The organism is Pseudokineococcus marinus (assembly GCF_013004605.1).
Classification (GTDB): Bacteria; Actinomycetota; Actinomycetes; order Actinomycetales; family Quadrisphaeraceae; genus Pseudokineococcus; species Pseudokineococcus marinus.
Window position 1 is genome coordinate 1 of sequence record NZ_JABEMA010000015.1, and the last position, 25,970, is coordinate 25,970.

Below are 25,970 nucleotides of genomic sequence, written 5' to 3' on the forward strand. Positions count from 1 at the left end.
AGGCGGCCGGCGAGGGCGCGCAGGCCGTCGGCCTCGCCGCGGACGTGGGCGCGCAGGTGCAGCGCGCCCGCCGCGAGGGCCGGCAGGGCCGTCACCAACGGCACCACGGCCAGGGCGACCACGACGCCGACGACGACGACCTCGCCGAGCAGGGCCAGCGAGGGCCCGACGCCGCGGGGGGCGTCGGGGGCCGTCGAGCGACGCCCCGCCGGGGTCGTCCCGCGCTCGCGGCGACGCTCCCGGCGCCGCTCCTGCAGGGCCATCAGCCCTTGAGGCCCTGCGTGGCCACGCCCGCGACGATGTAGCGCTGGAAGACGAGGAAGAAGATCAGCACGGGCACGAGCGCGAGCACGGCCATGGCGATCTGGGCGCCGAAGTTCGACGTCCCCGTCGTCTGGTCGACGTACAGCCGCAGCGCGATGGGCAGCGAGTAGAGGTTCGGGTCCTTGAGGTACAGGAGCGGGCCGAGGAAGTCGTTCCAGGACCAGATGAAGGCGAAGATCGAGCTCGTCACGAGCGCCGGCTTCATCAGCGGCAGCATGATCGAGCGGAAGATCCGCACGTGCCCGGCGCCGTCGATCCGCGCCGCCTCGTCGAGCTCGCGCGGCAGGTTGCGCATGAACTGGACCATGAGGAAGACGAAGAACGCCTCGGCGGCGAGGAACTTGCCCAGCAGCAGCGGCCAGAAGGTGTTCACCAGGCCGAGGTTGTTGAAGACGATGTACTGCGGGATGAGGATGACGTGCACCGGCAGCAGCAGGGTGGCGATCATCAGCGAGAACCACAGCGCGCGGCCGCGGAAGTCGATGCGAGCCAGCGCGTACGCCGTCACGGCGCTCGAGGCGGCGACGCCGACGACCGAGCCGACGGCGAGGATCGTCGAGTTGGCGAAGAAGGTCCAGAAGCTGACCCCGCCGATGCCGCTGAAGGCGCTCGCGTAGTTCTCGAGCGTCACGGCCGAGGGGATGATGCTGACGTTGCCGACGATCTCGGTGCTCGGCCGGAAGGAGGAGACCACCATCCAGACGGCCGGGTAGAGGATGACGACCACGAGCGCGAGCGTGATCGCGTGGAAGACCACCGCGCGGCGGCGGTCGCGGCCGCGGCGGCGACGACGACGCTCCCGCTCGTGGTCCGAGGGCATCACCGCCTCCGCCGCGGCAGCGGGGAGCGGCGTCGAGCTCATCTGCGTCTCGGTCATCGCGTCTCCCCGCTGTAGTGGACCCAGGACCTCGACGTCTTGAAGAAGACCAGGGTGATGGCGCCGACGACGAGCACGAGCAGCCAGGCCATGGCCGAGGCGTAGCCCATCTGGAAGTCGCCGAAGCCGCGGATGTAGAGGTAGAGCGTGTAGAAGAGCGTCGAGTTCGCCGGCCCGCCCGTGCCGTTGGAGATGATGAAGGCCGAGGCGAAGACCTGGAAGGCGTTGATCGTCTCCAGGAGCAGGTTGAAGAAGATGACCGGCGAGAGCATGGGCAGCGTGATGGACAGGAAGCGCCGCACGGGCCCGGCGCCGTCCACCGACGCCGCCTCGTAGAGCTCGGCCGGCACCTGCTTGAGGCCGGCCAGGAAGATCACCATGGGGGCGCCGAACTGCCACACGGTGAGCAGGATGAACATCGGCAGCGTGCGGGAGGGGTCCCCCACCCAGCCGCCGGCCTCGAGGCCGACCCCCTGGCCGATCCGGTCGACGATGCCGCCGTCGATGAAGATGGCGCGCCACACGATGGCGATGGAGACGCTCGCGCCGACGAGCGAGGGCAGGTAGAAGGCCGACCGGTAGAAGCCCTTGGCGCCCAGCGCCATGTTGAGGAGCATCGCGACGGCCAGCGACGCCGCCAGCTTGACCGGGACGCCGATGACGGCGAAGAGCGTCGTCACCTGCACCGAGTCGATGAACCGCGGGTCGGCGAAGAGCCGCTGGTAGTTCTCCAGGCCCACCCAGCTCGGCGCGTTGAAGAGGTCGTAGCGGGTGAAGGACAGGTAGAGCGAGGCCAGCATGGGCCCGACCGTGAGCAGGAAGAAGCCCAGGAGCCACGGCGTGAGGAAGGCGTAGCCGGCGAGGTCCTCGCCGCGGCGCCGCCGGGAGGACCGCCGTCGGGGCGCCTCCGCGAGGGGCCGCTGGGCGGCCCGGGTGGTCGTCGTCATCGACCCTCCCCTTCGAGCGTCGGTCGGTGGCGGGCCGCCGGGCGCTCGCGCGCGCCCGGCGGCCGACCCGGTCGGTCTACTGGTTGTCGGCGAGGGTCTGCTGCGCCTCGCCGTACCACTGCTCGGCGGCCTCGTCGACGGAGAGGGTGCCGTAGTTGAGGTTCTCGTTGATCTCGAGGAAGCGGGCCTCGAGCGTGCCGAAGCCGCGCACGGGCGGCGGGGGCGAGTCCTGCAGCAGGGGCTCGATGGACTCCTCGTACTCGGCCACCTGGGCGTCGACGCCCTCGAGCTCCATCGCGTCGCGCTGGTAGCTCGACGCGCGCAGGCCCTGCGACGTGCCGAACGCCTCGCCCGCCGCGGGGTCGTTGACGAGGTAGTCGACGAGCGCGGCCGCCTCCGCCGGGTGCTCGGTGTTCGCCCCGATGCTGTAGAGCATCGACGGCTTGAGGAAGAGCCCCGGGTCCGCGGGGTCGTCCGACGGGATGGGCTGGAGCGAGTGCTCGCCGTCGGGGTTGTTGGACACGTAGCCGGCGAGGAAGTTGTCCCAGCTCTGCTCCGTGGTGGTCTCCCCGGCGTCGAAGATCGACAGCGGCGTGAGCTGGTTGACGCGCTCGGGCGAGATGAAGCCCCCGCCGCCGCGCAGGTCCTCCACGGAGCCCCACCACTCGGCGACGTCGTCCTGGGTGAAGCCCAGCTCGCCGTCCTCCGTGAAGGGCTCGACGCCCTGCTGGTTGAGCCAGTGGATGAAGATCCAGAAGATGCCGGTGTAGTCGCCCGAGCCGAACAGCGCCTGGCCCTCGGCGTCCGTGGCGCCGGCGGCCGCGACCGCGGCGACGTAGTCGTTGTACTCGTCCCAGGTGGGCTGCTCGGGCGCCGGGACGCCCGTGGCCTCGACGGCCGCGGCGTCCGTGAAGAGCGCGAAGGCGTTCGTGCCGACCGGGACGCCGACCTGGGCCCCGTCGACCTGGCCGGACGGGATGAGGCTGTCCGACATCCCCGACAGGTCGATCGCCTCGTCGCCGGAGAGCGTGCTCACGTCGAGGAGCTGCCCGTTGGCGCCGAACTCCCGCAGGTACGACAGGTCCATGAGCATGACGTCCGGCAGGCTCCGGCCGGCCGCCTCGGTGGCCCGGGCGGGCCAGTAGCTCGGGTAGTCGACGAAGGTCTCCTGGACGGTGACGCCCGGGTTGGCCTCCTCGTAGGCGCGCAGGGCCTGGTCGTAGCGCTGGGCGCGGTCGTCGTTGCCCCAGAAGGTCATGACGAGCGAGACGTCACCGCCCTCGGCGCCGTCCCCGGAGCCGGAGCCGCCGCCGCAGCCGGCGGCCAGGAGCGCGGCCGTCGCGGTGACCGCGACGATCCTCATGCATCGTTTCATCACAGGAGCCTCTCTGCTCGGGTGGAAAGCGCCTTCCGACCGTAGGCGGTCGACGGCCCGTCCGTCAACACCCCGAGGGAGGAGCCGTGTCGACCCCCCGGACGGCGGCGGTGGTGGGCGCGGCGCGTCCGATCCACCCCGGTTCGCCCCTTGACAGAGGAAAGCGCTATCCCCTTCAGTCGGCACGGCCGGGCGCGCACAGGCGCCCCCCGGCCGCCCTCCCCGGCCGACGCGCCGGCGAGCGACCTCCTCTCGACGACGAGACCGAAGGTGTGGTGCCGTGCATCCGTCCCGACCCGGCGCGACCGCCCCCCGCACGGGGGCCCCGACCGCCGCCTCCTCCTCCGTCCGACGGCGGCGCAGCCGCGCCGTCGTCGCCGTCGCGACCGCCTCGGCGGTCGCCCTCCTCGGGGTCCCCGCCGCCGTCGCGGCGGACGACCCCGCCACGTGGTCCTTCGACCTCGGCACCGCCACGAGCCCCGTCGCCGAGGGGTGGACCGGCGTCTCGGAGTCGAACCGCTACTCGACGGAGGCCGGCTACGGCATCGTGCCGGTGGACGGCGCGGCGCCCGTCTCGCGCGACCGCGGGGTGGCCTCCGCGGGCGCGGTGGCGCAGGACTTCGTGCTGGGCGCCGCCTGGGGCTTCGCCCTCGACGTCCCCGACGGCGCCTACGACGTGCGCGTCCTGTCCGGGGACCTCCTCGCGGGCACGAGCACCACCCGGACGTCGATCTCCCTCGAGGGCGTCCCCGTCGGCAGCGTCTCGAGCCGCCAGGCCGTCTCCGAGCAGACGTGGCGCACCGTCGTCGAGGACGGTCAGCTGACGGTGGACGTCACCGGCGCGGGCGCCGGCGGCTACGTCAACGGGCTCCAGGTCACGGCCGTCGAGGCCGACCCCGACGACCCGGCGACGTCCCTGCTCCCCGCGCCGGAGGACCTGCGCACGGCGCGGGTCGCCGACGGCGCCGTGATGATGCGCTGGGACGAGGTGCCCGGCTCCGCCGGCTACGTCCTCGAGCGCGCCGACGCGGTCGAGGGTCCGTGGACGGAGGCCGCCCGCGTCGAGGGTCGCGACGTCTTCGCGACCGACGAGGGCGTCGACACCGCTGCGGTGCACCACTACCGGGTCCGCGCCCTCGACGCCGACGGCGGCGCCTCCGCCGCCTCGGCGGTGGCGGTGTCCTCGCTCACCACGCCCGCACCGGCCCTCGACGGGCCGCTCGTGCTCGACCTCGGCGGCGGCGCGCTCGCCGACGGCGCGGTGCGCGTCAACGCGTCCACCCCGTACACGGCCGCGCGGCGCTACGGCGTCGTCGACCCGCGCGAGGTCACGAGCACCGACCGGGGCGGCGACGACGCGCTGCGCGGGGACTCCCTCGACCTGGGGGCGACCGAGCTCGTCGTCGACCTGCCGCCCGGCGACTACACCGTCGACGTCGTGGCCGGGGACACCGGCGGCCCGAGCGAGGTCTCGCTCGAGGTCGAGGAGATGGCGAAGGTCCTCACGACCGCCCTGCCCTCCGGCGAGCTGCTCGAGATGTCCTTCGACATCGCCCTCGTGGACGGGCAGATGAACCTCGACCTGGGCGGGTCGGCTCCCCGCCTGGCCGGCCTGACGATCACGCCGCAGGCCCCCCGGGAGGCGGCGGGGCACCCCACCGCGTGGATCACGGGCGACTCGACCGTCCAGACCTACACCGACGACTACGCCCCGCAGGCCGGATGGGGCCAGATGCTCGACCGGTACCTCACCGACGACGTCGACGTCGTCAACAAGGCCATCGGCGGGCGCAGCTCGAAGAACTTCATCAGCCAGGGCCGGCTCGACGAGGTGCTCCTCGACGTCCGCCCGGGCGACCACCTCCTCGTCCAGTTCGGCCACAACGACAACTCCTACGGCGTCGACGACCGGTTCGCGGCCCCGGCGGACTACACGGAGCACCTGCGGACCTTCGTCGAGGGGGCGCGCCAGCGCGGCGCGGTGCCGGTGCTGGTGACCCCGGTGTCGCGCCGCAGCTACGCCGCGGACGGGACGGCGGCCGTCTCCTTCCCCGCCTACGTGGAGGCGGCCCGGCGGCTGGCCGAGGAGACGGGCACCCCGCTCGTCGACCTCTCGGCGTCCAGCCGCGCCTACCTCACGGAGATCGGGCCCGAGCGGGCGAAGTCGGTCTTCCTGTGGGTCCCCGAGGGCGCCTACCCGAACCGCCCCGGCGGGACGCAGGACGACACGCACTTCCAGGACTACGGCGCGATCCAGATGGCCCGCCTCGTGGCCGCGGACCTCGCCGAGCTCGACGTCCCCCTCGCCGACGAGGTCGTCGAGGCCGAGCCGCCGGCCGAGGTGCCCGCCGCCCCGGCGGCCCCGGTCGCGAGCGGCGTCTCCAGCAGCAGCGCCGTGCTGACGTGGGAGCCCGTCGAGGGCGCGGACGTCTACCTCGTCCAGCGCAAGGACGCGGACGCCGACGACTCCGCGTACGCGCTCGCGACGACGTCCACGGTGGGCCGGGCGAGCGTCGCCGGCCTCGCCGAGGGCGCCTCCTACGACCTGCGGGTCGTGGCGGTCAACGGCCGCGGGGAGTCGGCGCCGTCCGCCCCCGTCCGGGTCACGACGAGGTCCGCCCTGGTGCGCCTGGACGTCCAGCTCTCGGGCAGCCCGGTCGCCGAGGGCTTCGAAGCCGTCGACGAGACGACGCTCCACACGCCCGAGCGGGGCTACGGGTGGCTCTCCCTGGAGCCGGCCATCGCCGGGCGGGACCGGGGCACGGGCTTCGACGACCCGCCGGACGACGTCGAGCGCGACTTCCTCCTGCCCTCGCCGGAGGACGAGCTGGCGGTCGACGTGCCGCGCGGCACGTACGCCGTGACGACCTACAACGGCGACTGGATCGGCACGAGCCGCTCCGAGGTCCAGCTCGAGGGCCGGGCCTACGGCTCCTCGAACGCCGGCCGCGGGTCGGTGTCGAAGAAGACCAGCCAGCCGGTCGACGTCGTCGACGGCCAGCTGAGCCTCGTCATGACGGGCTCCTCGTCCCGTCTCAACGGCGTCGAGGTGACGGCCCTCCTGCTGGCCCCGACCGCCCTGGCGGCCGGCGACGTCGCGGTGGAGGGCACCGGCGTGAGCGTCCCGCTGTCCTGGACGGCGGCGCCCGACGCCGCCGGGTACCGCGTCTACCGCCAGGCTCCCGGCGCGGCCGCGGCCGAGGCGCTCGGCGAGGTCGACGGCACCTCCTTCGTCGACACCACCGCCGACGTGGGCCTGGAGTACGCCTACCGCGTCGTCGCCCTCGACGCGGCGGGGACCGAGTCCGTGCCCAGCGAGGACGCGCTCGTGACGACGGTCGACGACGACGTGGCCACCGCGTCGGTGCCCACGGGCCTCGCCGCGACCGACCTCTCGGAGCGCGAGCTCACGCTCACGTGGGAGGGCTCGGCGGAGGCGCTGTACTACCTCGTCTACCGGGCGGAGGGCGCCGAGGGCGCTCCCGGCTCCGAGGACGAGCTCGTGCTCGTCGGCCGGACCGACGAGCCGCGGTACGCCGACGACGACGTGCTGACGACCGTCCCCTACCGCTACGCCGTCGCCGCCGTGAACGCCGGGGGCGCCTCGGCGCGCTCGGAGGTCCTCGTCACCGAGGCGCCCACCCTGCTCGAGCGCCAGGCCGAGCGCCTCGACCGCTCCCCCGTGGCGGTCGCCGTCGACGGCGGCGTCCACGTCGGCTGGCGGATGCTCGGCCAGGACCCGGACGAGGTCGCCTTCCACGTCTACCGCGACGGGGAGCGCGTGACGGCCGGGGCGCTCACGAGCAGCACCTCCCTCGTCGACCCCGCCGGCGGCGCGGGCTCCACCTACCGGGTGAGCACCGTCCTCGACGGCGAGGAGCGCTGGGCGACGGAGGAGTTCGAGGTCTGGGACGACCAGACGCTCGACATCCCGCTCGACAAGCCCGCCGACGGGGTCGACGAGGCCGGCCAGCCCTACACCTACCGGGCCAACGACGCCTCGGTCGGCGACCTCGACGGCGACGGCGAGCACGAGGTGGTCCTCAAGTGGGACCCGTCGAACTCGAAGGACAACTCCCAGTCCGGCTACACCGGTCCCGTCTACGTGGACGCCTACGAGATGGACGGCACGCGCCTGTGGCGCGTCGACCTCGGCCGGAACGTCCGGGCCGGGGCGCACTACACGCAGTTCCAGGTCTTCGACTACGACGGCGACGGGCGCGCCGAGGTGGCGATGAGGACGGCCGACGCCACGGTCGACGGGCAGGGCGCCGTCATCGGCGACCCGACCGCCAACTTCCGGAACTCGGGGGGCTACGTCCTCTCCGGCCCGGAGCTCCTCACCGTCTTCGACGGCGAGACCGGCGCCGCGGTCGACACCGTCGACTACGAGCCCCCGCGCGGCGACGTCGGCGACTGGGGCGACGGGTACGGCAACCGGGTGGACCGCTTCCTCGCCGCGACGGCCTACCTCGACGGCGAGCGCCCGAGCATGGTCTTCAGCCGCGGCTACTACACGCGCTCGGTCGTCGCGGCCTACGACTTCGACGGCACCGACCTCTCCCTGCGGTGGGTCTTCGACAGCGACGAGGCCGGCTCCCAGTACCGCGGCCAGGGCAACCACCAGATGTCCGTGGCCGACGTCGACGGTGACCAGAAGGACGAGCTGGTCTTCGGCTCGATGACGATCGACGACGACGGCGAACCCCTCTACAACACCCGCCTCGGGCACGGCGACGCGCTGCACGTGGGCGACTTCGCGCCCGACCGGCCGGGCCTCGAGGTCTTCGCGGCGCACGAGGACGTCCCCGCCTCGGGCGGGCGCGGCGCCACCTTCCGCGACGCGGCCACCGGCGAGGTGCTCTGGGGCGTCCCGGCGACGCGGGACACCGGCCGCGCGGCGATGGCCGACGTCGACCCCCGCACCACGGGGGCCGAGGGCTGGGCCGTCGGCGGCGACGCCGCGTGGGACTCCCCCGTCGGCCAGATGAGGTCGGCGGACGGCGAGCTGCTGTCCGAGCAGATCCCGGCGGCGAACTTCGTCACCTGGTGGGACGGCGACCTCCTGCGGGAGGTCACGGACCACGACTACGACGCCGAGCGCGGCGCCGGCGTCCCCACCATCAGCCGGTGGGACTGGGAGGCGCAGGAGGAGGTCGAGGTCTACCGCGCCGAGGGGACGCTGACGAACAACGGCACGAAGGGCACGCCCGCGCTGCAGGCCGACCTCTTCGGCGACTGGCGCGAGGAGGTCGTCACCCGGCTCGAGGACTCCTCCGCCCTGCGGGTCCACACCACGACGGACCCGACCGAGCACCGGCTGCGCACGCTGCAGTCGGACTCCCAGTACCGCCTGGCGGTGGCCTGGCAGAACACCGGCTACAACCAGCCGCCGCACCCCTCGTACTTCCTCGGGGCGGGCATGGAGGCGCCGCCGGCCCCCCGCCTGGCCCTGACGGGCGAGGACCCGGGGCCGGGCGAGCTCGTCGAGGCCGGGCCGCAGCTGCTCGTCACGGGCGACCTCAGCGCCGGCGGGCGCGCCGACGTCGCCGTCAGCGGCTTCGCCCCGCGCGAGGCCGTGGACGTCGTCGTCGACGGCCGGCGGTTCGCGCGGGTGCGCACCGGCGAGGACGGTGCCGGGAGCGCAGCCGGGAAGGTGCACCCCCGGACCGGCACGGGCGAGCAGGAGGTCGTGGCCACCGGTCGCGTCTCGGGGCTCACCGCCACGACGACGGTCGTCGTCACCGTCGGCTGACGACGGGCTCGCGCCGAGCGGTCCGGTCCCCCGCCGCGGGGGCCGGGGCGCTCGGCGCGGTCGGGCGTCACGGCGTTGACCGCCGCGACGCCCGACCCCTAGGGTCTGGAACGTTTCACGAGCCGAGGAGCGACGGTGCCCCACTACTGCTTCACCCTCCAGGTGCGCCCCGACCGCCTCGAGGAGTACACCCGCCGGCACGCCGCGGTCTGGCCGGAGATGCTCGAGGCCCTCGCGGCGTCGGGATGGCGGGACTACCGGCTCTTCCTGCGCGAGGACGGGCTCCTCGTCGGCACCGTCGAGGCCGACGACCTCGACGCCGCCCAGGCGGCCATGGACGCCACCGAGGTCAACGCCCGCTGGCAGGCCGACATGGCGCCCTTCTTCGCGGACCTGCCGGGCGGCCGCCCGGACACCGGCTCCGTGCGCCTGACGTGCGTCTTCGACCTCGACGCGCAGCGCGCCGGTCCCGGACCCACGAGCGACGCCCCCACCAGCGACCCCTGCGCGACCGACGCCCCCACCACCGACACCGGCACGACCGACGCCAGCACGACCGACGCCAGCACGACGGGCACGAGCCCGACCGACCCGACCGGAGGCCCCCGATGACCACCCCCGAGCAGCGGCGGCAGGACGCCGTCGACGCCCTCGCGCAGCAGACGATCGAGCTGCCGAGCTGGGCCTTCGGCAACGCGGGCACCCGCTTCAAGGTCTTCCCGACCGCGGGCGTCCCCCGCGACCCCTTCGAGAAGATCAGCGACGCCGCCCAGGTGCACCGGCACACCGGCGCGGCCCCGCGCGTCTCCCTGCACATCCCGTGGGACCTCGTGGACGACGCCGACGGCGGGATGGAGAAGCTGGTCGCGCACGCCGCCGACGAGGGCGTGGCGATCGGGACGATCAACTCCAACGTCTTCCAGGACGACGACTACAAGCTCGGGTCGCTGACCAACGCCGACCCGGCCGTCCGGCGCAAGGCCGTGCAGCACCACCTGCGGTGCCTCGACGTCATGCGGGCGACGGGCTCGAAGGACCTGAAGATCTGGCTGCCCGACGGCACGAACTACCCGGGTCAGGACGACATCCGCGACCGGCAGGACCGCCTCGCCGAGTCGCTGGCCGAGATCTACGCCGGGCTGGACCCGGACATGCGCATCGTCCTCGAGTACAAGTTCTTCGAGCCGTACTTCTACACGATGGACATCCCCGACTGGGGCACCTCGCTGCTGCACTGCCTGGCGCTGGGCGAGCAGGCGATGGTCGTCCTCGACACCGGCCACCACGCGCCGGGCACCAACATCGAGTTCATCGTCGCGCAGCTGCTGCGCGCGGGCCGGCTCGGCGCCTTCGACTTCAACTCGCGCTTCTACGGCGACGACGACCTCATGGCCGGCGCGGCCGACCCCTTCCAGCTGTTCCGGATCATGAACGAGATCGTGCGGGGCGACGCCCTGCGCCCCGACTCGGGCGTCAACTTCATGCTCGACCAGTGCCACAACGTCGAGGAGAAGGTCCCGGGCCAGATCCGCTCGGTGATGAACGTCCAGGAGGCGACGGCGAAGGCGCTTCTCGTCGACCGCGAGGCGCTCGGGGAGGCGCAGCGGTCCGGTGACGTGCTCGCGGCCAACGGCCTGCTCATGGACGCCTACAGCACCGACGTGCGCCCCCTGCTCGCGGAGGTCCGCGAGAGCCGCGGCCTGCCGGCCGACCCGTACCGCGCGTTCATGGCGTCGGGCTACCTCGACCGGGTCCGTTCCGAGCGCGTCGGCGGCACGCAGGCCGGGTGGGGCGCCTGATGGCCGGCTCCTCCACCCCCTCGCCCGGCCCCGCCCCGACGCCCACCTCGCAGGAGACCCGCGTGAGCACCCCCGTCGACGACCTCATCGCCCGGTCCAACGCCCTCGGCGCCGACCCGACGACCACGAACTACGCCGGGGGCAACACCTCGGCCAAGGGCGTCGACGTCGACCCCGCCACCGGCGGCGAGGTCGAGCTGCTGTGGGTCAAGGGCTCCGGCGGCGACCTCGGCACCCTGACGCCCGAGGGCCTCGCCGTCCTGCGCCTGGACCGCCTGCGCGCGCTGACGGACGTCTACCCGGGCGTCGAGCGCGAGGACGAGATGGTCGCCGCCTTCGACTACTGCCTGCACGGGCGCGGCGGCGCGGCGCCGTCCATCGACACGGCCATGCACGGCCTCGTCGAGGCCGCGCACGTCGACCACCTGCACCCCGACTCCGGCATCGCCCTGGCCACCGCCGCCGACGGCGAGGCGCTCGTCCGCGAGGTCTTCGGCGACCGCGTGGCGTGGGTGCCGTGGCGCCGCCCCGGCTTCCAGCTCGGGCTCGACATCGCCGAGGTGGCGCGGGCGAACCCCCGTGCGATCGGCTGCGTGCTCGGCGGTCACGGCATCACGGCCTGGGGGGCGACGAGCGGGGAGTGCCAGGAGCGCTCGCTGGAGATCGTCCGCACGGCCGAGCGCTTCCTCGCCGAGCGCGAGGCGGCGTCCGGCGCCCACCCCTTCGGCGAGGAGCTCGACGGCTACGGCGCCCTCCCGGAGGCCGAGCGCCGCGAGCGCGCCGCCGCCCTGGCGCCCGTGCTGCGCGGGCTCGCGTCCACCGACGCCCCGCAGGTCGGCCACTACGACGACTCCCCCGCCGTCCTGGAGTTCCTCGCGCGCTCCGAGCACTCCCGGCTGGCCGCGCTCGGCACCTCCTGCCCCGACCACTTCCTGCGGACGAAGGTCCGCCCGATGGTCGTCGACCTGCCCGCCACCGCCCCGCTCGAGGACGTCCTCGAGCGCCTGCCCGCCCTGCACGAGGCCTACCGCGCCGACTACACGGCCTACTACGAGCGGCACGCCGACGACGCGAGCCCCGCCATGCGCGGCGCCGACCCGGCCGTCGTCCTCGTGCCCGGCGTCGGGATGTTCACCTACGGCGCCGACAAGCAGACCGCTCGCGTGGCCGGCGAGTTCTACCGCAACGCCATCGGCGTCATGCGCGGCGCCGAGGCCGTGAGCACCTACGCGCCCATCGACGAGGCGGAGAAGTTCCGCATCGAGTACTGGGCGCTCGAGGAGGCCAAGCTCGCCCGCCGCCCGCGGCCGAAGCCGCTCGCCACCCGGATCGCCCTGGTGACGGGCGCGGCCTCCGGCATCGGCAAGGCCGTCGCCACGCGCCTCGCGGCCGAGGGCGCCTGCGTCGTCGTCGCCGACCTGGACCTGGCGAAGGCCCAGGAGGCCGCCGCCGGCATCGCGGGGGCGAAGGGGGCGGACGTGGCCGTCGGCGTCGCGGCGGACGTCTCGGACCCGGACGCCGTGGCCGCCGCCGTGCGCGACGCCGTCCTCGCCTTCGGCGGGCTCGACCTCGTCGTCAACAACGCCGGCCTGTCGATCTCCAAGCCGCTGCTCGAGACGACCGAGAAGGACTGGGACCTCCAGCACGACGTCATGGCCAAGGGCAGCTTCCTCGTGTCGCAGGCGGCGGCGCGGGTGCTCGTCCCCCAGGGCATGGGCGGCGACGTCGTCTACATCTCCAGCAAGAACAGCGTCTTCGCCGGGCCGAACAACATCGCCTACTCGGCGGTGAAGGCCGACCAGGCCCACCAGGTGCGCCTGCTCGCCGCCGAGCTCGGCGAGCACGGGGTCAAGGTCAACGGCGTGAACCCCGACGGCGTCGTGCGCGGCTCGGGCATCTTCGCCGGCGGCTGGGGCGCGCAGCGCGCGAAGACCTACGGCATCCCGGAGGAGGACCTCGGCGCCTTCTACGCGCAGCGCACGCTGCTCAAGCGCGAGGTGCTGCCCGAGCACGTGGCGGACGCCGTCTTCGTCCTCACCGGCGGCGAGCTGTCGCGGACCACCGGCCTGCACGTGCCCGTCGACTCGGGCGTCGCCGCGGCCTTCCTGCGATGACGGCCCCCGCGACGCGCCGGGTCCGCGCGGGAGGCCTCCGGTGAGCCGGCACGCCGCCGTCGACCTCGGGGCCTCCAGCGGTCGCGTGATGCTCGGGAGCGTCGGGCCGGACCTGCTGGACCTCGAGGAGGTCGCGCGCTTCCGCAACGGGGCCGTCGAGGTCGCCGCCGGTGCGGACGGCCGCGAGCCGCGCCTGCACTGGGACGTCCTCGGCCTGTGGCAGGACGCGCTGGCGGGCCTGGCGCGAGCCGGCCGGGCCGCCGGCACCGACGGCGTGCGCAGCGTCGGCGTCGACACGTGGGCCGTCGACTACGCGCTGCTCGACGCGGACGGCGGCCTGATCGCCAACCCCCGCTCCTACCGCGACGCCCGCACCGACGGCGTCGCCGAGCAGGTGCACCGGCGGCTGCCGGCCGAGGAGCTGTACGCGCGCAACGGGCTGCAGCACCTGCCCTTCACGACGATCTACCAGCTCGTCGTCGAGGCCGCGGGGCCCCTGCTCGAGCGCGCCGACCAGCTGCTCCTCCTGCCCGACCTGCTGGGCTTCTGGCTGTCCGGGCGCCGCGTCGCGGAGTCGACCAACGCGTCGACGACGGGCCTCGCGGACGTGCGCACCGGGCGCTGGGCGCCCGACCTCGTGCGCCTGACGGGCGTCCCCCCCGCCCTGCTGCCGGAGGTGGTGGACGCGGGGACGGCGCTCGGCCCGCTGCTCCCCTCCGTCGCGGAGCCCGCGCGGCTCGGCGCCACCGAGCTCGTCGCGGTCGGCAGCCACGACACGGCCTCCGCCGTCGTGGCCGTGCCGGCCGAGCACGAGCGGTTCGCCTACGTCGCCTGCGGCACCTGGGCCCTCGTCGGCGTCGAGCTCGAGGAGCCGGTGCTCTCGCCCGAGAGCCTGGCCGCGGGCTTCACGAACGAGCGCGGGGTCGACGGGCGGGTCCGCTACCTCCACAACGTCATGGGCCTGTGGGTCCTGCAGGGCTGCCTCGAGGAGTGGCGCCTCGAGGGGGACGTCCGTGGCACCGGCGGGGGCACGGGCGGGGGCACCGGCGGGGGCACGGGCGGGGAGGTCGACCTGGGCCGCCTCCTCGCCGCCGCCGGCGAGCTGCCCGCCGGGGGCCCCGTGGTCGACGTCGACGACGCGGCGTTCCTGCCGCCGGGCCCGATGGTCGGGCGGGTGCAGCGGGCGTGCGAGGCCGCCGGGCAGCCGGTGCCCGTCGAGCGGGCCGCGGTCGTCCGGTGCGTCCTCGACAGCCTCGCGCAGGCCTTCGCGCGGGTGGTGGAGGACGCCGTCCGCCTCTCCGGCCGCGACGTCGACGTCGTCCACGTCGTCGGGGGCGGGGCCCGCAACGCGCTGCTGTGCCGCCTCACCGCGGACGCGTGCGGCCGCCCCGTCCTCGCCGGGCCCGTCGAGGCGACCGCGCTCGGCAACGTCCTCGTGCAGGCGCGGGCGACCGGCGCCGTCGCGGGAGCGCTCGAGGACCTGCGCGCGCTCGTGCGCCGCACGCACCGGCTCGAGCGCTACGAGCCGCGCCCCCGCTGACCGGCACCGGCCGACCGGTCGGGCGCGACGCCCGCGCCCGCTCCGGACCGGTGGGCGACAGACTGGGGGGACGAGGCGCGGCGACGTCGCCGGGCCGCCGACGCGAGGAGAAGCACCGTGGCAGTCCGCCGCATCGAGAGCGCCGCCGTCGTGGGCACCGGGTACATGGGCGGCGGCATCGCGCAGTCGCTCGCGATCGCCGGCGTGCCCGTGCAGCTCGCGGACGCCGACGCCGAGACCACCCGCACCAACCACGCGCGGCTGCTGCGCGAGGCGCGCGTCTTCGAGCAGAACGGGCTCTACCCCGCCGGCGCGGCCGACGCCGTCGAGGCGAACCTCCACCCGCGCGAGTCCCTCGAGGACGCGGTGGCGGACGTCGACTGGGTCGAGGAGGCCGTGCCGGAGATCCCCGACCTCAAGCTCGACGTCCTGCGGCAGGTCGACGCGGCCGCTCGGGCCGACGCGATCATCGGCACGAACACCTCGACCATCCCGGTCAAGGTGCTGTCCGCGGCGATCGGCGACAAGAGCCGCTTCCTCACCGTGCACTTCTCCAACCCGGCGCCCTTCATCCCGGGCGTCGAGCTGGTCAGCGGCGAGCACACGGACCCGGCCGTCGTCCAGGCCGTGGAGGAGCTGCTCGCGCGCATGGGCCGCCGCAGCGCCCAGGTCGCCGACGTCCCCGGCTTCGTCCTCAACCGCCTGCAGTTCGTCCTGCTCAAGGAGGCGATGGCCGTCGTCGAGGAGGGCGTGGCCACGCCGCAGGACGTCGACACGGTCGTCAGCACGACGTTCGGCTTCCGCCTGCCCTTCTTCGGGCCCTTCGCCATCGCCGACATGGCGGGGCTCGACACCTACGTGCGCGGCTTCGGCACGCTGCAGGAGGGCTTCGGCGACCGCCTGTCCGCGCCGAAGCTGCTCACCGACGTCGTCGACGCCGGGCGGCACGGCACGAAGAACGGGGGCGGCTTCTACGACCTCGGGCCCGAGCAGCTCGACGAGCTCATCGCCTACCGCGACCGCGCCTACCACCGCATGCAGCAGCTCCTCGACGAGCTCGGCCCCTCGCCGATCCAGCAGGCCGGCATGGCGCAGCTGCCCCAGCGCGAGGGCGAGACGCCCCGCCCGGACGGGGACGTGCCGGACGCCTCCGGCCAGACCGGCTGACACCACCTCTCACCCGGTCCCCCACCCCGCCTCGCGGGCCAGGGCCTCCACCGGCGGGACGTCGCCGGGCAGCCAGGCGACGTCCCGCCACGCCGCCCCGGGCAGCACCCGGAGGTCGTCGTGGTCCTGGAGGGGCGCCGGCTCGCCCGCGACCACGCGCGCGAGCCACACGCGCATGCGCAGCGCGGAGGACAGCGGCCAGTCGCCGTCGGGCTCGTCGGAGACGAGGCGGGGCCCCAGCTCGACCCGGACGCCGAGCTCCTCCGCCAGCTCGCGGTGCAGCGCCGCGGCCGGCTCCTCCCCCGGCTCGACCTTGCCCCCGGGCAGCTCCCACCCCCCGGCGAGCGACGCCGGGGCGCTGCGGCGGGCGGCCAGGACGCCGCGGGGGCGCGCGAGGTCGTCGACGAGCGCCGCGGCGACGACGAGCCGGGGGCCGCTCACGACGGCGTCCTCCTCATGACGGCGTCCTCCTCACGAGGGCCTCGTCCTCCGGACGGCACCGAGCGCGCCCGGACGCACCGGACCCCCGCGACGGAGGCGTCGCGGGGGTCCGGTGCGGGCGTGGCGCCGCCTACTTCGTCGCCTCGCGACGACGACGGCGCAGCACCTTGACGCCGCCCTCGCGGCGTCCGTTCGTCGCGCCGTTGCCGTTCGCCGTGTGGGCGTCGAGCGGGTACTCCTCGAGCTGGCCGAAGACCTGCTCGGTCGCCTCCTGGGCCAGCTCGCGACGCTCCACCTGGCGCATGAGCCGGCGCCGCAGCTCGATCTCGCCCTTGAAGGCCCGCGCCAGCGACAGCATGATCCCGATGAGCACGAAGCTGAAGGGCAGTGCCGTCACGATCGCCGCCGTCTGCAGCGCGAGCAGCGTGCCCGCCCCTGCGAGGAGCAGCGCGATGGCCACGAGGCCCTCGAGCGTGGCGAAGAGGACCCGGCTCCACGTCGGCGGGTTCGGGTCGCCGCCGCTGGCGAGCATGTCGACGACCAGGGACCCGGAGTCGGACGACGTGACGAAGAAGATCGTGATGAGCAGGATGCCGGCGACGACCCAGATGACGCCGCCGGGGATGCTCGACAGGAGCGTGAACAGCGTCGTGTTCGTGTCGACGGAGCCGTCGGCCCCCACGTAGCCGCCGTCCCCGAAGACCTGGGCGTACAGGGCGGTCCCGCCGAGGACGGCGAACCAGAGGAAGGTCACGATCGTCGGGACGAGCAGCACGCCGGCGACGAACTCGCGGACGGTGCGGCCCTTGGAGATGCGGGCGATGAAGACGCCGACGAAGGGCGCCCAGGACATCCACCAGCCCCAGTAGTAGGTCGTCCACGCCGCCTGCCAGGCCTGCCCCTCCTCGCCCTGGTAGGCGGAGACGTTGAAGGTCAGCTGCAGCACGTCCTGCAGGTACGCGCCGATGGACTGCACGAACTCGCGCAGGAGGAAGAGGGTCGGGCCGGCGAGCAGCACGGCGACGAGCACGACGGCGGCGAGCACCATGTTGCTGTTCGACAGGATCTTGATGCCCTTGTCGAGGCCGCTGACGACGGACACCGTGGCGATGCCCGTGATGATCACGACGAGGACGACCAGCCAGAAGTTGTTCGCCTCGAAGACGCCGAGGAACTCGAAGCCGGCGCCGATCTGGGACACGCCGAGGCCCAGCGAGGTCGCGACGCCGAAGATGGTGCCGACGACCGCGATGACGTCGATGGCGTGGCCCAGGCCGCCCTTGACGCGGTCACCGAGCAGCGGCTCGAGCGCCCAGCGGATCGAGACCGGCCGGCCCTTGCGGTGCACCGCGTAGCCGATGCCGAGCCCGGCGACGACGTAGATCGCCCAGGCGTGCACGCCCCAGTGGATGTAGGACTGGGTGAGCGCCTGCTGGGCCAGCTCCGGCGGCGTCCCGGAGACGCTCGGGCGCGGGCTGGCGAAGTGGTTCAGCGGCTCGGCGACGCCCCAGAAGACGAGGCCGATCCCCATGCCCGTCGCGAAGAGCATGGCGAACCAGACGGGGAGCTTGAACTCCGGCTCGTCGTCGTCCTTGCCCAGCTTGATCGAGCCGTACCGGCCGATGCCGACCCAGAGGGAGAACGCCACGAACGCGGCGATGAGGAGGACGTAGTACCAGCCGATGCCACCGACGATGGTGCTCTGCACCGCGTCGAAAGCGGCGGTCGCGGCGTCGGTGAAGATGAGCGTGAAGAGGACGAAGGCGCCGACGACGGCCAGCGACGGCCAGAAGACCCACGGCGCGATGCCGAAGCGGTTCGCCCCCGCGTCCTCCGGGGTGGGCGGGTTCGGCGGCGGCCCCCCGGCCGCTGCGGCTCTCTCGGTCGTGCTCATGCGCGTGCTCCTCCTCCGCGGCTGGTGCTCCGCCGCTCGGTCTGCGAGCGCCGGGCGGCGGTGCACGGCGCATGTCCGTCGTACTGGATAACACCGCAGGTGACGCTCTGGCCAACCCGGGAGGGCCTCCCGGGCAGAACGACGCCGGACCGTGACCACCTCGTCACCGGTCCACCTCCGCGAGCGGTGCCCGGACGCGACGACGGCCGGCCCCGTCACCGGGACCGGCCGTCGTCGTGCTCGCGCCGGGGTCAGCCCGGCAGGTCGTCCGTCGTCGGCACCACCTGGTGGTCCTCGGCGAAGTGGCAGGCCGAGGGGTGGCCCTGCCCGCGGTCGCGGAGCTGGGGGTCCTCCTCCGCGCACACGTCCTGCGCCTTCCAGCAGCGGGTGCGGAAGCGGCAGCCCGACGGCGGGTTCGCGGGGCTGGGCACGTCGCCGCTGAGGAGGATGCGGTCGCCCTTGCCGCGCAGCGCCGGCTCGTGCACGGGGACCGACGACAGCAGCGCCTGGGTGTACGGGTGCGACGGGTGGCCGTAGACGTCCGCGTCCGTGCCCGTCTCCACGATGCGCCCGAGGTACATGACGCTCACCCGGTGCGAGATGTGCCGGACCACCGACAGGTCGTGCGCGATGAAGAGGTAGGACAGCCCCAGGTCCGTCTGCAGGTCCTCGAGCAGGTTCATCACCTGCGCCTGCACCGACACGTCGAGGGCGGAGACCGGCTCGTCGCAGACGATGAGCTCGGGGCTCATGGCCAGCGCGCGCGCGATGCCGATGCGCTGGCGCTGGCCGCCCGAGAACTGGTGCGGGTAGCGGTTGGCGTAGTCCGCGTTGAGGCCGACCCGGTCGAGCAGGTCGCGGATCCGCTTGTCGCGGCCCTTGCGCGGCGCGACGTCGGGGTGCACCGCCCAGCCCTCGGCGACGATGTCGCCCGCCGTCATCCGGGGGTTCAGCGACGAGTACGGGTCCTGGAAGATCATCTGGACCTCGCGGCGGTAGTCCTTCAGCGCGCTGCCGCGCATCTGGGACACGTCCTCGCCCTTGTAGAGGATCTCCCCGGCCGTCGGCCGCTCGAGCGCCACGAGGAGCTTCGAGACGGTGCTCTTGCCGCAGCCGGACTCCCCCACGAGCCCGACGGTCTCGGCGCGGTCGACGGTGAGGTCGACGCCGTCGACCGCCCGCACGTGGCCGACCGTCTTCTTGAAGACGATCCCCTGCTGCAGCGGGAAGTGCTTCGCCAGGCCGCGGATCTGCAGGAGGGGCTCGCCGCTCCCCTCCCAGCGCCGGCGCGCCTCGCTCGTCCGGCGCTCGGGACGCGTCCGGGTCTCAGCCATGGAGGAGCTCCTCGCTGTAGTGGCACGCCGCCCGGCGGCCCGCGGCGACCTCGCGCAGCGGCGGGACGTCGCTCGTGCAGTCGGGCCGGCCGCCGTCGCCGCGGCGCGCCATGGGGCACCGCGGGTGGAAGGAGCAGCCCGGGGGTATGCGGGCCAGGCTGGGCGGGGCGCCCACGATGGGGTTGAGGCGCTGCCCCTTGCCGTCGAGCACGGGGATCGACGACATGAGGCCCCGCGTGTAGGGGTGCGCCGGCCGTGTGAAGACGTCGTCGATCGTGCCCGTCTCCACGACCTTGCCCGCGTACATGACGGCCACCCGGTCGGCGACCTCGTTGACGACGCCGAGGTCGTGGGTGATGAGGATGAGCCCCATCCCGGTGTCGCGCTGCAGGTCCTTGAGCAGGTCCATGACCTGGGCCTGCACCGTGACGTCGAGCGCCGTCGTCGGCTCGTCGGCGATGAGCACCTTGGGGTCGAGGGCCAGCGCCATGGCGATCATCACGCGCTGGCGCATGCCGCCGGAGAACTGGTGCGGGTAGTCGTCGACGCGCTGGCGGGCCGCGGGGATGCGCACCCGGTCCATCAGCTCGACGGCCCTGTCCTTCGCCTCCTTCTTGGAGGTGCCCCGGTGGGCGCGGAACATCTCGCCGATCTGGTCCCCGACGCTGTAGACGGGGTTCAGGGCCGAGAGCGCGTCCTGGAAGATCATGGAGACGCCCGGGCCGCGGATCTTGCGCTGGTCCTCGGCGCCCATCTGGAGCATGTCGCGCCCCTCGAAGCGGATCGCCCCGGTGATGTGCGCCGGCGGGACGTCGAGGATCCCCATGATGGCCTGCGCCGACACGGACTTCCCGCAGCCGGACTCGCCGAGGATGGCCATGGTCTCGCCCGGGGCGATCGCGTAGCTCACGCCGTTGACCGCGTTGACCACCGGCCCACGGGACCGGAACTCGACGCGGAGGTCCTCGACCTCGAGCACGGGCGCGCCCGTGCGCGGCGACGACGTCGCCGTCGCGTCGTCGGTGCGGGTGCCCGCGGCGTGCGAGCCGGCGGAGCCGTGGACGGGGCTGGTCATGAGCGCTGCCTCGGGTCGAGGGCGTCGCGCAGGGCGTCGCCCATCATGACGAACGCCATGACCGTGAGGGACAGCACGGCGCTCGGGATCAGGACGAGGTGGGGGGCGGTGCGCAGCAGGTTCTGGCCGTCGCTGATCTGCAGGCCCCAGGAGAAGTTGGGGCGCTGCAGGCCGACGCCCAGGTACGTCAGCGCGGCCTCCGCGGCGATGAGCGCCCCCACCGTGATGGTCGCGTAGACGATGACCGGCGCGACGGCGTTGGGGAGGATGTGCCGGACGAGGATGCGCATCGGCCCGGCGCCGAGCGCGCGCGCGGCCGCCACGTAGTCCGAGCTCTTGATCGCGATGACCTGGGAGCGGACGAGCCGCATCGCCGTCATCCACCCGAAGAAGACGAGCGCGAGGGCGATGGCGCCCGGGCCCCGCTCGGAGATGATCGGCACCGGCTGGCCGAAGATCCTCGCCTCCGGGCCGACCCGCAGCAGGATGAGGGCGCCGAGGATGAGCGGGAGCGCGTAGAAGACGTCCGTGATGCGCGCCAGCAGGGAGTCGACCCAGCCGCCGAAGTAGCCGGCGAGGGCGCCCACGACGACGCCGACGACGAGCAGGCCGATGACGCCCGTGAAGCCGATCTGGAGGCTGTTGCGGGCTCCGTAGACGACCTGGGCCTGGTAGTCGCAGCCCAGCTGGTCGAAGCCGAACCAGTGGGCGCCCGACGGCGGCTGCGAGGAGTTCGCCAGGCTGCAGGCGCGCGGGTCGGCGCCGCGGGCGAACAGCGCGGGGAAGAGCGCCATGACGAGGAAGAAGACGGCCAGGACGCCGCCGATCCAGAAGAACGGCTTGCGGCGCAGCTCGGCCCAGGCGTCCCCCCAGAGGGAGGCCTGCCTCTCGTCGACGCCGTCCACGTCCGGGGACGCCAGGGCCGTCGTGCCGACCCCCCGGTCCTCCTCGCGGTCGTGGGGCTCGCCGCCCTCGTCGGGGCGGCGCCGCTGGCTCGTGCTCGGCTCACTCATAGCGGATCCTCGGGTCGAGGACGGCGTAGAGGACGTCGACGACCAGGTTGAAGAAGATGAAGAAGAACACCAGCAGGGTGATGACGCCGACGACCACGGCGCCCTCCTGGCGCTGGACCGACTCGAACACGGCCCGGCCGAGACCGGGGATGTTGAAGACCGACTCCGTGATGATGGCACCGCCGAGGAGGCTGCCGATGTCGGCGCCGATGAAGGTGACCACGGGGATGAGGCTGTTGCGCAGCGTGTGCCGGACGACGACCGTCCGACGGTCCAGCCCCTTGGCGCGGGCCGTGCGCACGTAGTCCGCCCGCAGGCTGTCGGCGAGGCTCGTGCGGGTCAGCCGCGCCACGTAGGCCAGCGAGATGGCCGCGAGGATGAGGCCCGGCAGCAGGTAGCTGTAGAGGCCCTCCGAGATGCCCGCGACGGGGACGACCCCGAGCCGCACCCCGAAGACGTACTGGCTGACGAAGCCCAGGACGAGGACGGGGATGGAGACGAGGAGCGTCGTCGTCACGAGGACGAGGTTGTCGAAGAAGGACCCGCGGCGCAGGCCCGCGAGCACGCCGGCGGCGATGCCGATGATGATCTCGAAGACGATGGCGACGCCCGTGAGGGTGGCCGTGACGGGCAGCCGCTCGCTGATGGTCTGCAGGACGGGGCGACCGCTGAAGTCGGTGCCGAAGTCGCCCTGGACGAGGCCGAGGACGTACTTGCCGTACTGCACGAGGAGCGGGTCGTCGAGGTTGTACTCGGCGCGGAGCGCGGCCTGGACCGCGGCGGGCAGGGGGCGGTCACCGGCCAGCGCGCGGATCGGGTCGCCCGGGAGGGCGTACACCATGGCGAAGATCAGGAACGAGGCCCCGATGAGCACGGGGATCGTCAGGAGCAGTCGGCGCGCGACGTAGCGGCCCACGGGTCCCTCCTCGGGTCGGGCGCCGGCGACGTGGTCGGCGCTGGAGCTGGCCGGCGGCGGCGCCCGAGGGCAGCGTCGCCGGGCCCTCACGCACCGGGGGTGCGGGTCCCGCAGGACCCGCACCCCCGGCGTGAGGAGCGGTCGAGGCTACCTCGGGTCAGCTGTTGACCGTGACGGCCGCCGCGTCGACCCGGGTGAAGGGGTCCACGTAGACGTCGCTGATGTTCTCCGACCAGACGCTCTGGACGACGGAGAAGAACATCGGGATGGCGGGCATGTCCTCGAGGAGGACGTCGTCCGCCTGCTGGTACAGCTCGACGGCCTCGTCGTCCGTGGGGGCCGAGTTGGCCTCCTGCAGCAGCGCGTCGAAGTCGGGGTTGCTGTAGAAGGTGTTGTTCGAGCCCGCGGGCGGCTGCGCGCCCGTGGAGAACAGCGACTCCAGGTAGTTCTGCATGGACGGGTAGTCCATGACCCAGCCGGAGCGGAACGGGCCGGTGAAGCCCTGGTCGTCGCCCAGCGGGAGGTACTGGGAGAAGTCCAGGTCGCCGCGCAGGGTGTAGTCGACGCCCAGGTTGTCGCGGAGCTGGTTGCCCACCGCCTGGACCCAGGCGTCGTGGCCGGCGCCGTTGTTGAACCACAGCTCGATCGGCTGCGAGGTGTCGAAGTCGGTCTCGGCCAGCAGGGCCTTGGCCGCCTCCGGGTCGTACTGGCAGTACTCGCAGGCGCCCTCGCGGTAGCCGTTGACGACCGGCGACACGAAGTCGTCGGCCGGGGTGCGGCTGCCCTGGAAGATCGCGTCGCTGATCGCCTGCCGGTCGATGGCCATGGACATCGCCTGGCGGACGCGCACGTCCTGGAAGCGGGGGTCGTACAGCGGGTAGCCGAGGTACTGGAAGCTCGACGAGGGCGACTCGAGGTACCGGTCGCCGAAGACGTCCTGCGCCGAGGCGATGGCGTCCGGCGGGATGGAGTCGACGAGGTCGAGGTTGCCGCCCTGGACGTCGTTGTAGGCGGTGTTGACGTCCGTGTAGATGCGGTAGCTCACGCCACCGGACTGCGCGGCGTCCTCGCCCGCGTAGTCGTCGAAGCGGACCAGGTCGATGCCCTGGCCGTCCGACAGCGGCGCCTCCGCCATGAAGGGCCCGTTGCCGATGGGGGTGTCGGTCGCCATCGCCTCGGGGTCGTCGAGGAAGGCCTGCGACATCGGGTAGAAGGCCGTGTAGCCGAGCGTCAGCGGGTACTGCGTGAAGGGGCTCGTCAGGGCGACCGTGAAGGTCTGGTCGTCGACGACCTCGAGCCCGCTCATCTCGGTGGCGGTCGGCGGGGCGACGACGTTGCCCTCGTCGTCCGTCTCCGCCTGCAGGGCGTCGTAGCCCTCGATGTTCGAGAAGAAGTACGAGTTCTGCTGCGCGTTGTCGCTCAGCGCGGTGTAGTTCCACGCGTCCACGAAGCTGCTCGCCGTGACCGGGGTGCCGTCGTGGAACGTCCACCCGTCCTTGAGGGTGATCGTCCAGTTCTGCTGGTCGTCGGACTCGATCGACTCGGCGACGCCGGTGTACTCGACCGAGGTGTCCTCGCGCGAGTACTGGACCAGGCCCGTCCAGAGGGAGTCGACGACCTGGCCGCCCTCGGTCTCGGACGTGTTGCCCGGGACCAGCGGGTTCTCCGGCTGGCCGATGTACATGCTCCAGGTGGCGTCCGGGTTCCCGGCGCCGCCGCCGGTGGCGCCGTCGCCCGAGCCGCCGTCGTCCGAGCCGCCGCAGGCGCTGAGGGCGAAGACGCCGGCCATCGCGATGGCCATGGCGCGCGTGGTCCGCGTGGGGACGCGCATGTGGTTCCTCCTCGTGGGGTGTGGTGGCAGGGGCGCGCTCAGCACCCCGGCTGGCGCAGACGATAAGCACCCGCCGGGCCCGCGAGCGGCCACCACCGGCGTCTCGTGGGTGCTGTGACCAGAAAGAGACCTGTCCGTGACCGCGCGGGCGCTTCCTCCCGGCCGCCTGGGCGTCGGCTGCGCGACGCCTGGGCGTCACCACGGCGGCCGCCGTTGCGACCACGAGCCGTCGGAGGACGGTGCCGGTGCGGGCTCAGACGTTGAAGCGGAACTCCACGACGTCGCCGTCGGCCATGACGTAGTCCTTGCCCTCGATGCGCACCCGGCCCCGCGCCTTGGCCTCGGCGTGGGAGCCGGCGTCGACGAGGTCGTCGTAGGAGACGACCTCGGCCTTGATGAAGCCGCGCTGGAAGTCGGTGTGGATGACGCCCGCCGCCTGCGGCGCCGTCCAGCCGCGCCGGATGGTCCAGGCGCGCGACTCCTTGGGCCCGGTCGTCAGGTAGGTCTGCAGGCCGAGGACCTCGAAGCCGACGCGCGCCAGCTGGTCGAGGCCGGACTCCTCCTGCCCGGTGGAGGCGAGGAGCTCGGCCGCGTCCTCCGGGTCGAGCTCGACGAGCTCGGACTCGACGGCCGCGTCGAGGAACACGCACCCGGCCGGCGCCACGAGGGCCTCCAGCTCGGCGCGTCGGGCCGTGTCGGCCAGACCCGCCTCGTCGGTGTTGAAGACGTAGACGAAGGGCTTGGTCGTCAGCAGCGTGAGGTCGCGCAGCAGGTCGAGGTCGACGTCGTCGCCCGGGGCGGCGTGGCTGAGGGCCGTGCCGCGCTCGAGGACGGCGACGGCGGCCTGCGCGGCCGCGAGGACGGCCGGGTCGGCCTTCTTGCCCTTGACCTCCTTCTCCAGGCGCGGGACCGCGCGCTCGAGGGTCTGGAGGTCGGCGAGGACGAGCTCGGTGGCGATGGTCTCGATGTCGGACGCCGGGTCCACGCGGCCGTCGACGTGGACGACGTCGGGGTCGGCGAAGACGCGGACGACCTGGCAGATCGCGTCCGCCTCGCGGATGTTCGCGAGGAACTTGTTGCCGAGCCCCTCCCCCTCCGAGGCGCCCTTGACGATGCCCGCGATGTCGACGAAGGACACGGTGGCGGGCAGCACCTTCTCGCTGCCGGAGATCCGGGCCAGGACGTCGAGCCGCGGGTCGGGCAGGGGGACGACGCCGACGTTCGGCTCGATCGTCGCGAACGGGTAGTTCGCCGCCAGGGCGTCGTTGCGCGTCAGGGCGTTGAAGAGGGTCGACTTGCCGACGTTGGGCAGTCCGACGATGCCGAGGGTGAGAGCCACGGGAACGGGAGCCTACGGGGCGCGGCGGGCCGGCCCCAGCCGCCGGGGCGGGCCGGCACCGCGGAGCCGCCGGGGGCGGACGGCCGTGGCCCTCCCACCGCGCGGGACGGGTCGTCACGAGGAGCGGGACGTCACGAGGAGCGGCGGTGCACCTGCACGCTCCACCCGCCGCCCGGGGGCTCCCCGGCCCACCCGCCCCAGGACGCCACCGGCTCGAGCCCGGCGGCCG

General features: G+C 73.6%; 16 protein-coding genes and 2 pseudogenes. 6 read left to right on the forward strand and 12 right to left on the reverse strand.

Annotation, left to right across the window (positions count from 1 at the left end; all coding sequences use genetic code 11):
• The 4 genes and pseudogenes from HLB09_RS02555 to HLB09_RS02570 form a co-directional block, all read right to left on the reverse strand.
• A pseudogene (locus HLB09_RS02555) lies at positions 1–263 on the reverse strand (hypothetical protein); the annotation flags it as partial.
• Complete coding sequence (locus tag HLB09_RS02560; RefSeq protein ID WP_171201844.1) at positions 263–1,201, reverse strand: carbohydrate ABC transporter permease; 939 nt, start codon at positions 1,199–1,201, stop codon at positions 263–265. The gene HLB09_RS02560 and the pseudogene HLB09_RS02555, both read right to left, overlap by 1 nt.
• Entirely contained in the window at positions 1,198–2,148 is a 951-nt protein-coding gene (locus HLB09_RS02565) for a carbohydrate ABC transporter permease (RefSeq protein WP_171201845.1), read from the reverse strand. Before HLB09_RS02565 ends, HLB09_RS02560 begins: the two co-directional genes overlap by 4 nt.
• Positions 2,149–2,224: 76 nt before the next feature.
• On the reverse strand, positions 2,225–3,511 hold the full coding sequence (locus HLB09_RS02570; protein ID WP_171201846.1) for an ABC transporter substrate-binding protein: 1,287 nt from the start codon (positions 3,509–3,511) through the stop codon (positions 2,225–2,227).
• Positions 3,512–3,803: 292 nt separating this feature from the next.
• Between HLB09_RS02570 and HLB09_RS02575 the strand changes: the two genes are divergently transcribed.
• The 6 genes and pseudogenes from HLB09_RS02575 (at position 3,804) to HLB09_RS19700 (ending at position 15,898) form a co-directional block, all read left to right on the forward strand.
• On the forward strand, positions 3,804–9,278 hold the full coding sequence (locus HLB09_RS02575; protein ID WP_212755855.1) for a rhamnogalacturonan lyase family protein: 5,475 nt from the start codon (positions 3,804–3,806) through the stop codon (positions 9,276–9,278).
• A gap of 135 nt (positions 9,279–9,413) precedes the next feature.
• A pseudogene (locus HLB09_RS02580) lies at positions 9,414–9,737 on the forward strand (L-rhamnose mutarotase); the annotation flags it as partial.
• Between the two features lie 149 nt (positions 9,738–9,886).
• A complete protein-coding gene (gene rhaI / locus HLB09_RS02585; RefSeq protein WP_171201848.1) occupies positions 9,887–11,077 on the forward strand; it encodes an L-rhamnose isomerase in 1,191 nt (396 codons plus the stop codon).
• On the forward strand, positions 11,077–13,191 hold the full coding sequence (locus tag HLB09_RS02590) for a bifunctional aldolase/short-chain dehydrogenase (protein ID WP_171201849.1): 2,115 nt from the start codon (positions 11,077–11,079) through the stop codon (positions 13,189–13,191). The genes rhaI and HLB09_RS02590 overlap by 1 nt, the downstream gene beginning before the upstream one ends.
• An 88-nt stretch (positions 13,192–13,279) precedes the next feature.
• Positions 13,280–14,731 carry a rhamnulokinase gene (locus tag HLB09_RS02595; protein ID WP_212755861.1) on the forward strand — a complete coding sequence of 484 codons (1,452 nt, stop codon included), beginning with the start codon at positions 13,280–13,282 and terminating at the stop codon, positions 14,729–14,731.
• A 117-nt stretch (positions 14,732–14,848) separates the two neighbouring features.
• Positions 14,849–15,898: a 3-hydroxyacyl-CoA dehydrogenase family protein gene (locus tag HLB09_RS19700; RefSeq protein ID WP_322789998.1), complete on the forward strand. Its 1,050-nt coding sequence runs from the start codon at positions 14,849–14,851 to the stop codon at positions 15,896–15,898.
• Positions 15,899–15,907: 9 nt separating this feature from the next.
• Here the strand turns inward: HLB09_RS19700 and HLB09_RS02605 are convergent, their stop codons facing one another.
• From HLB09_RS02605 to ychF, 8 genes are all read right to left on the reverse strand, one after another.
• Complete coding sequence (locus HLB09_RS02605) at positions 15,908–16,339, reverse strand: (deoxy)nucleoside triphosphate pyrophosphohydrolase (protein ID WP_171201851.1); 432 nt, start codon at positions 16,337–16,339, stop codon at positions 15,908–15,910.
• Positions 16,340–16,469: 130 nt separating this feature from the next.
• Entirely contained in the window at positions 16,470–18,233 is a 1,764-nt protein-coding gene (locus HLB09_RS02610; protein WP_171201852.1) for a BCCT family transporter, read from the reverse strand.
• A gap of 251 nt (positions 18,234–18,484) precedes the next feature.
• Complete coding sequence (locus tag HLB09_RS02615; protein ID WP_171201853.1) at positions 18,485–19,567, reverse strand: ABC transporter ATP-binding protein; 1,083 nt, start codon at positions 19,565–19,567, stop codon at positions 18,485–18,487.
• Positions 19,560–20,642 (reverse strand): ABC transporter ATP-binding protein, encoded by a 1,083-nt coding sequence (locus HLB09_RS02620; RefSeq protein ID WP_171201854.1) that lies wholly within the window; start codon positions 20,640–20,642, stop codon positions 19,560–19,562. The genes HLB09_RS02615 and HLB09_RS02620 overlap by 8 nt, the downstream gene beginning before the upstream one ends.
• Positions 20,639–21,562 (reverse strand): ABC transporter permease, encoded by a 924-nt coding sequence (locus tag HLB09_RS02625; protein WP_409372972.1) that lies wholly within the window; start codon positions 21,560–21,562, stop codon positions 20,639–20,641. The genes HLB09_RS02620 and HLB09_RS02625 overlap by 4 nt, the downstream gene beginning before the upstream one ends.
• A gap of 85 nt (positions 21,563–21,647) precedes the next feature.
• On the reverse strand, positions 21,648–22,571 hold the full coding sequence (locus HLB09_RS02630; protein ID WP_171201856.1) for an ABC transporter permease: 924 nt from the start codon (positions 22,569–22,571) through the stop codon (positions 21,648–21,650).
• A gap of 157 nt (positions 22,572–22,728) precedes the next feature.
• Positions 22,729–24,372, reverse strand: coding sequence for a peptide ABC transporter substrate-binding protein (locus tag HLB09_RS02635; protein WP_409372973.1), 1,644 nt, complete (start codon positions 24,370–24,372; stop codon positions 22,729–22,731).
• Positions 24,373–24,655: 283 nt separating this feature from the next.
• Positions 24,656–25,741 (reverse strand): redox-regulated ATPase YchF, encoded by a 1,086-nt coding sequence (gene ychF, locus HLB09_RS02640; RefSeq protein WP_171201858.1) that lies wholly within the window; start codon positions 25,739–25,741, stop codon positions 24,656–24,658.
• Between the last annotated feature and the right edge of the window lie 229 nt (positions 25,742–25,970).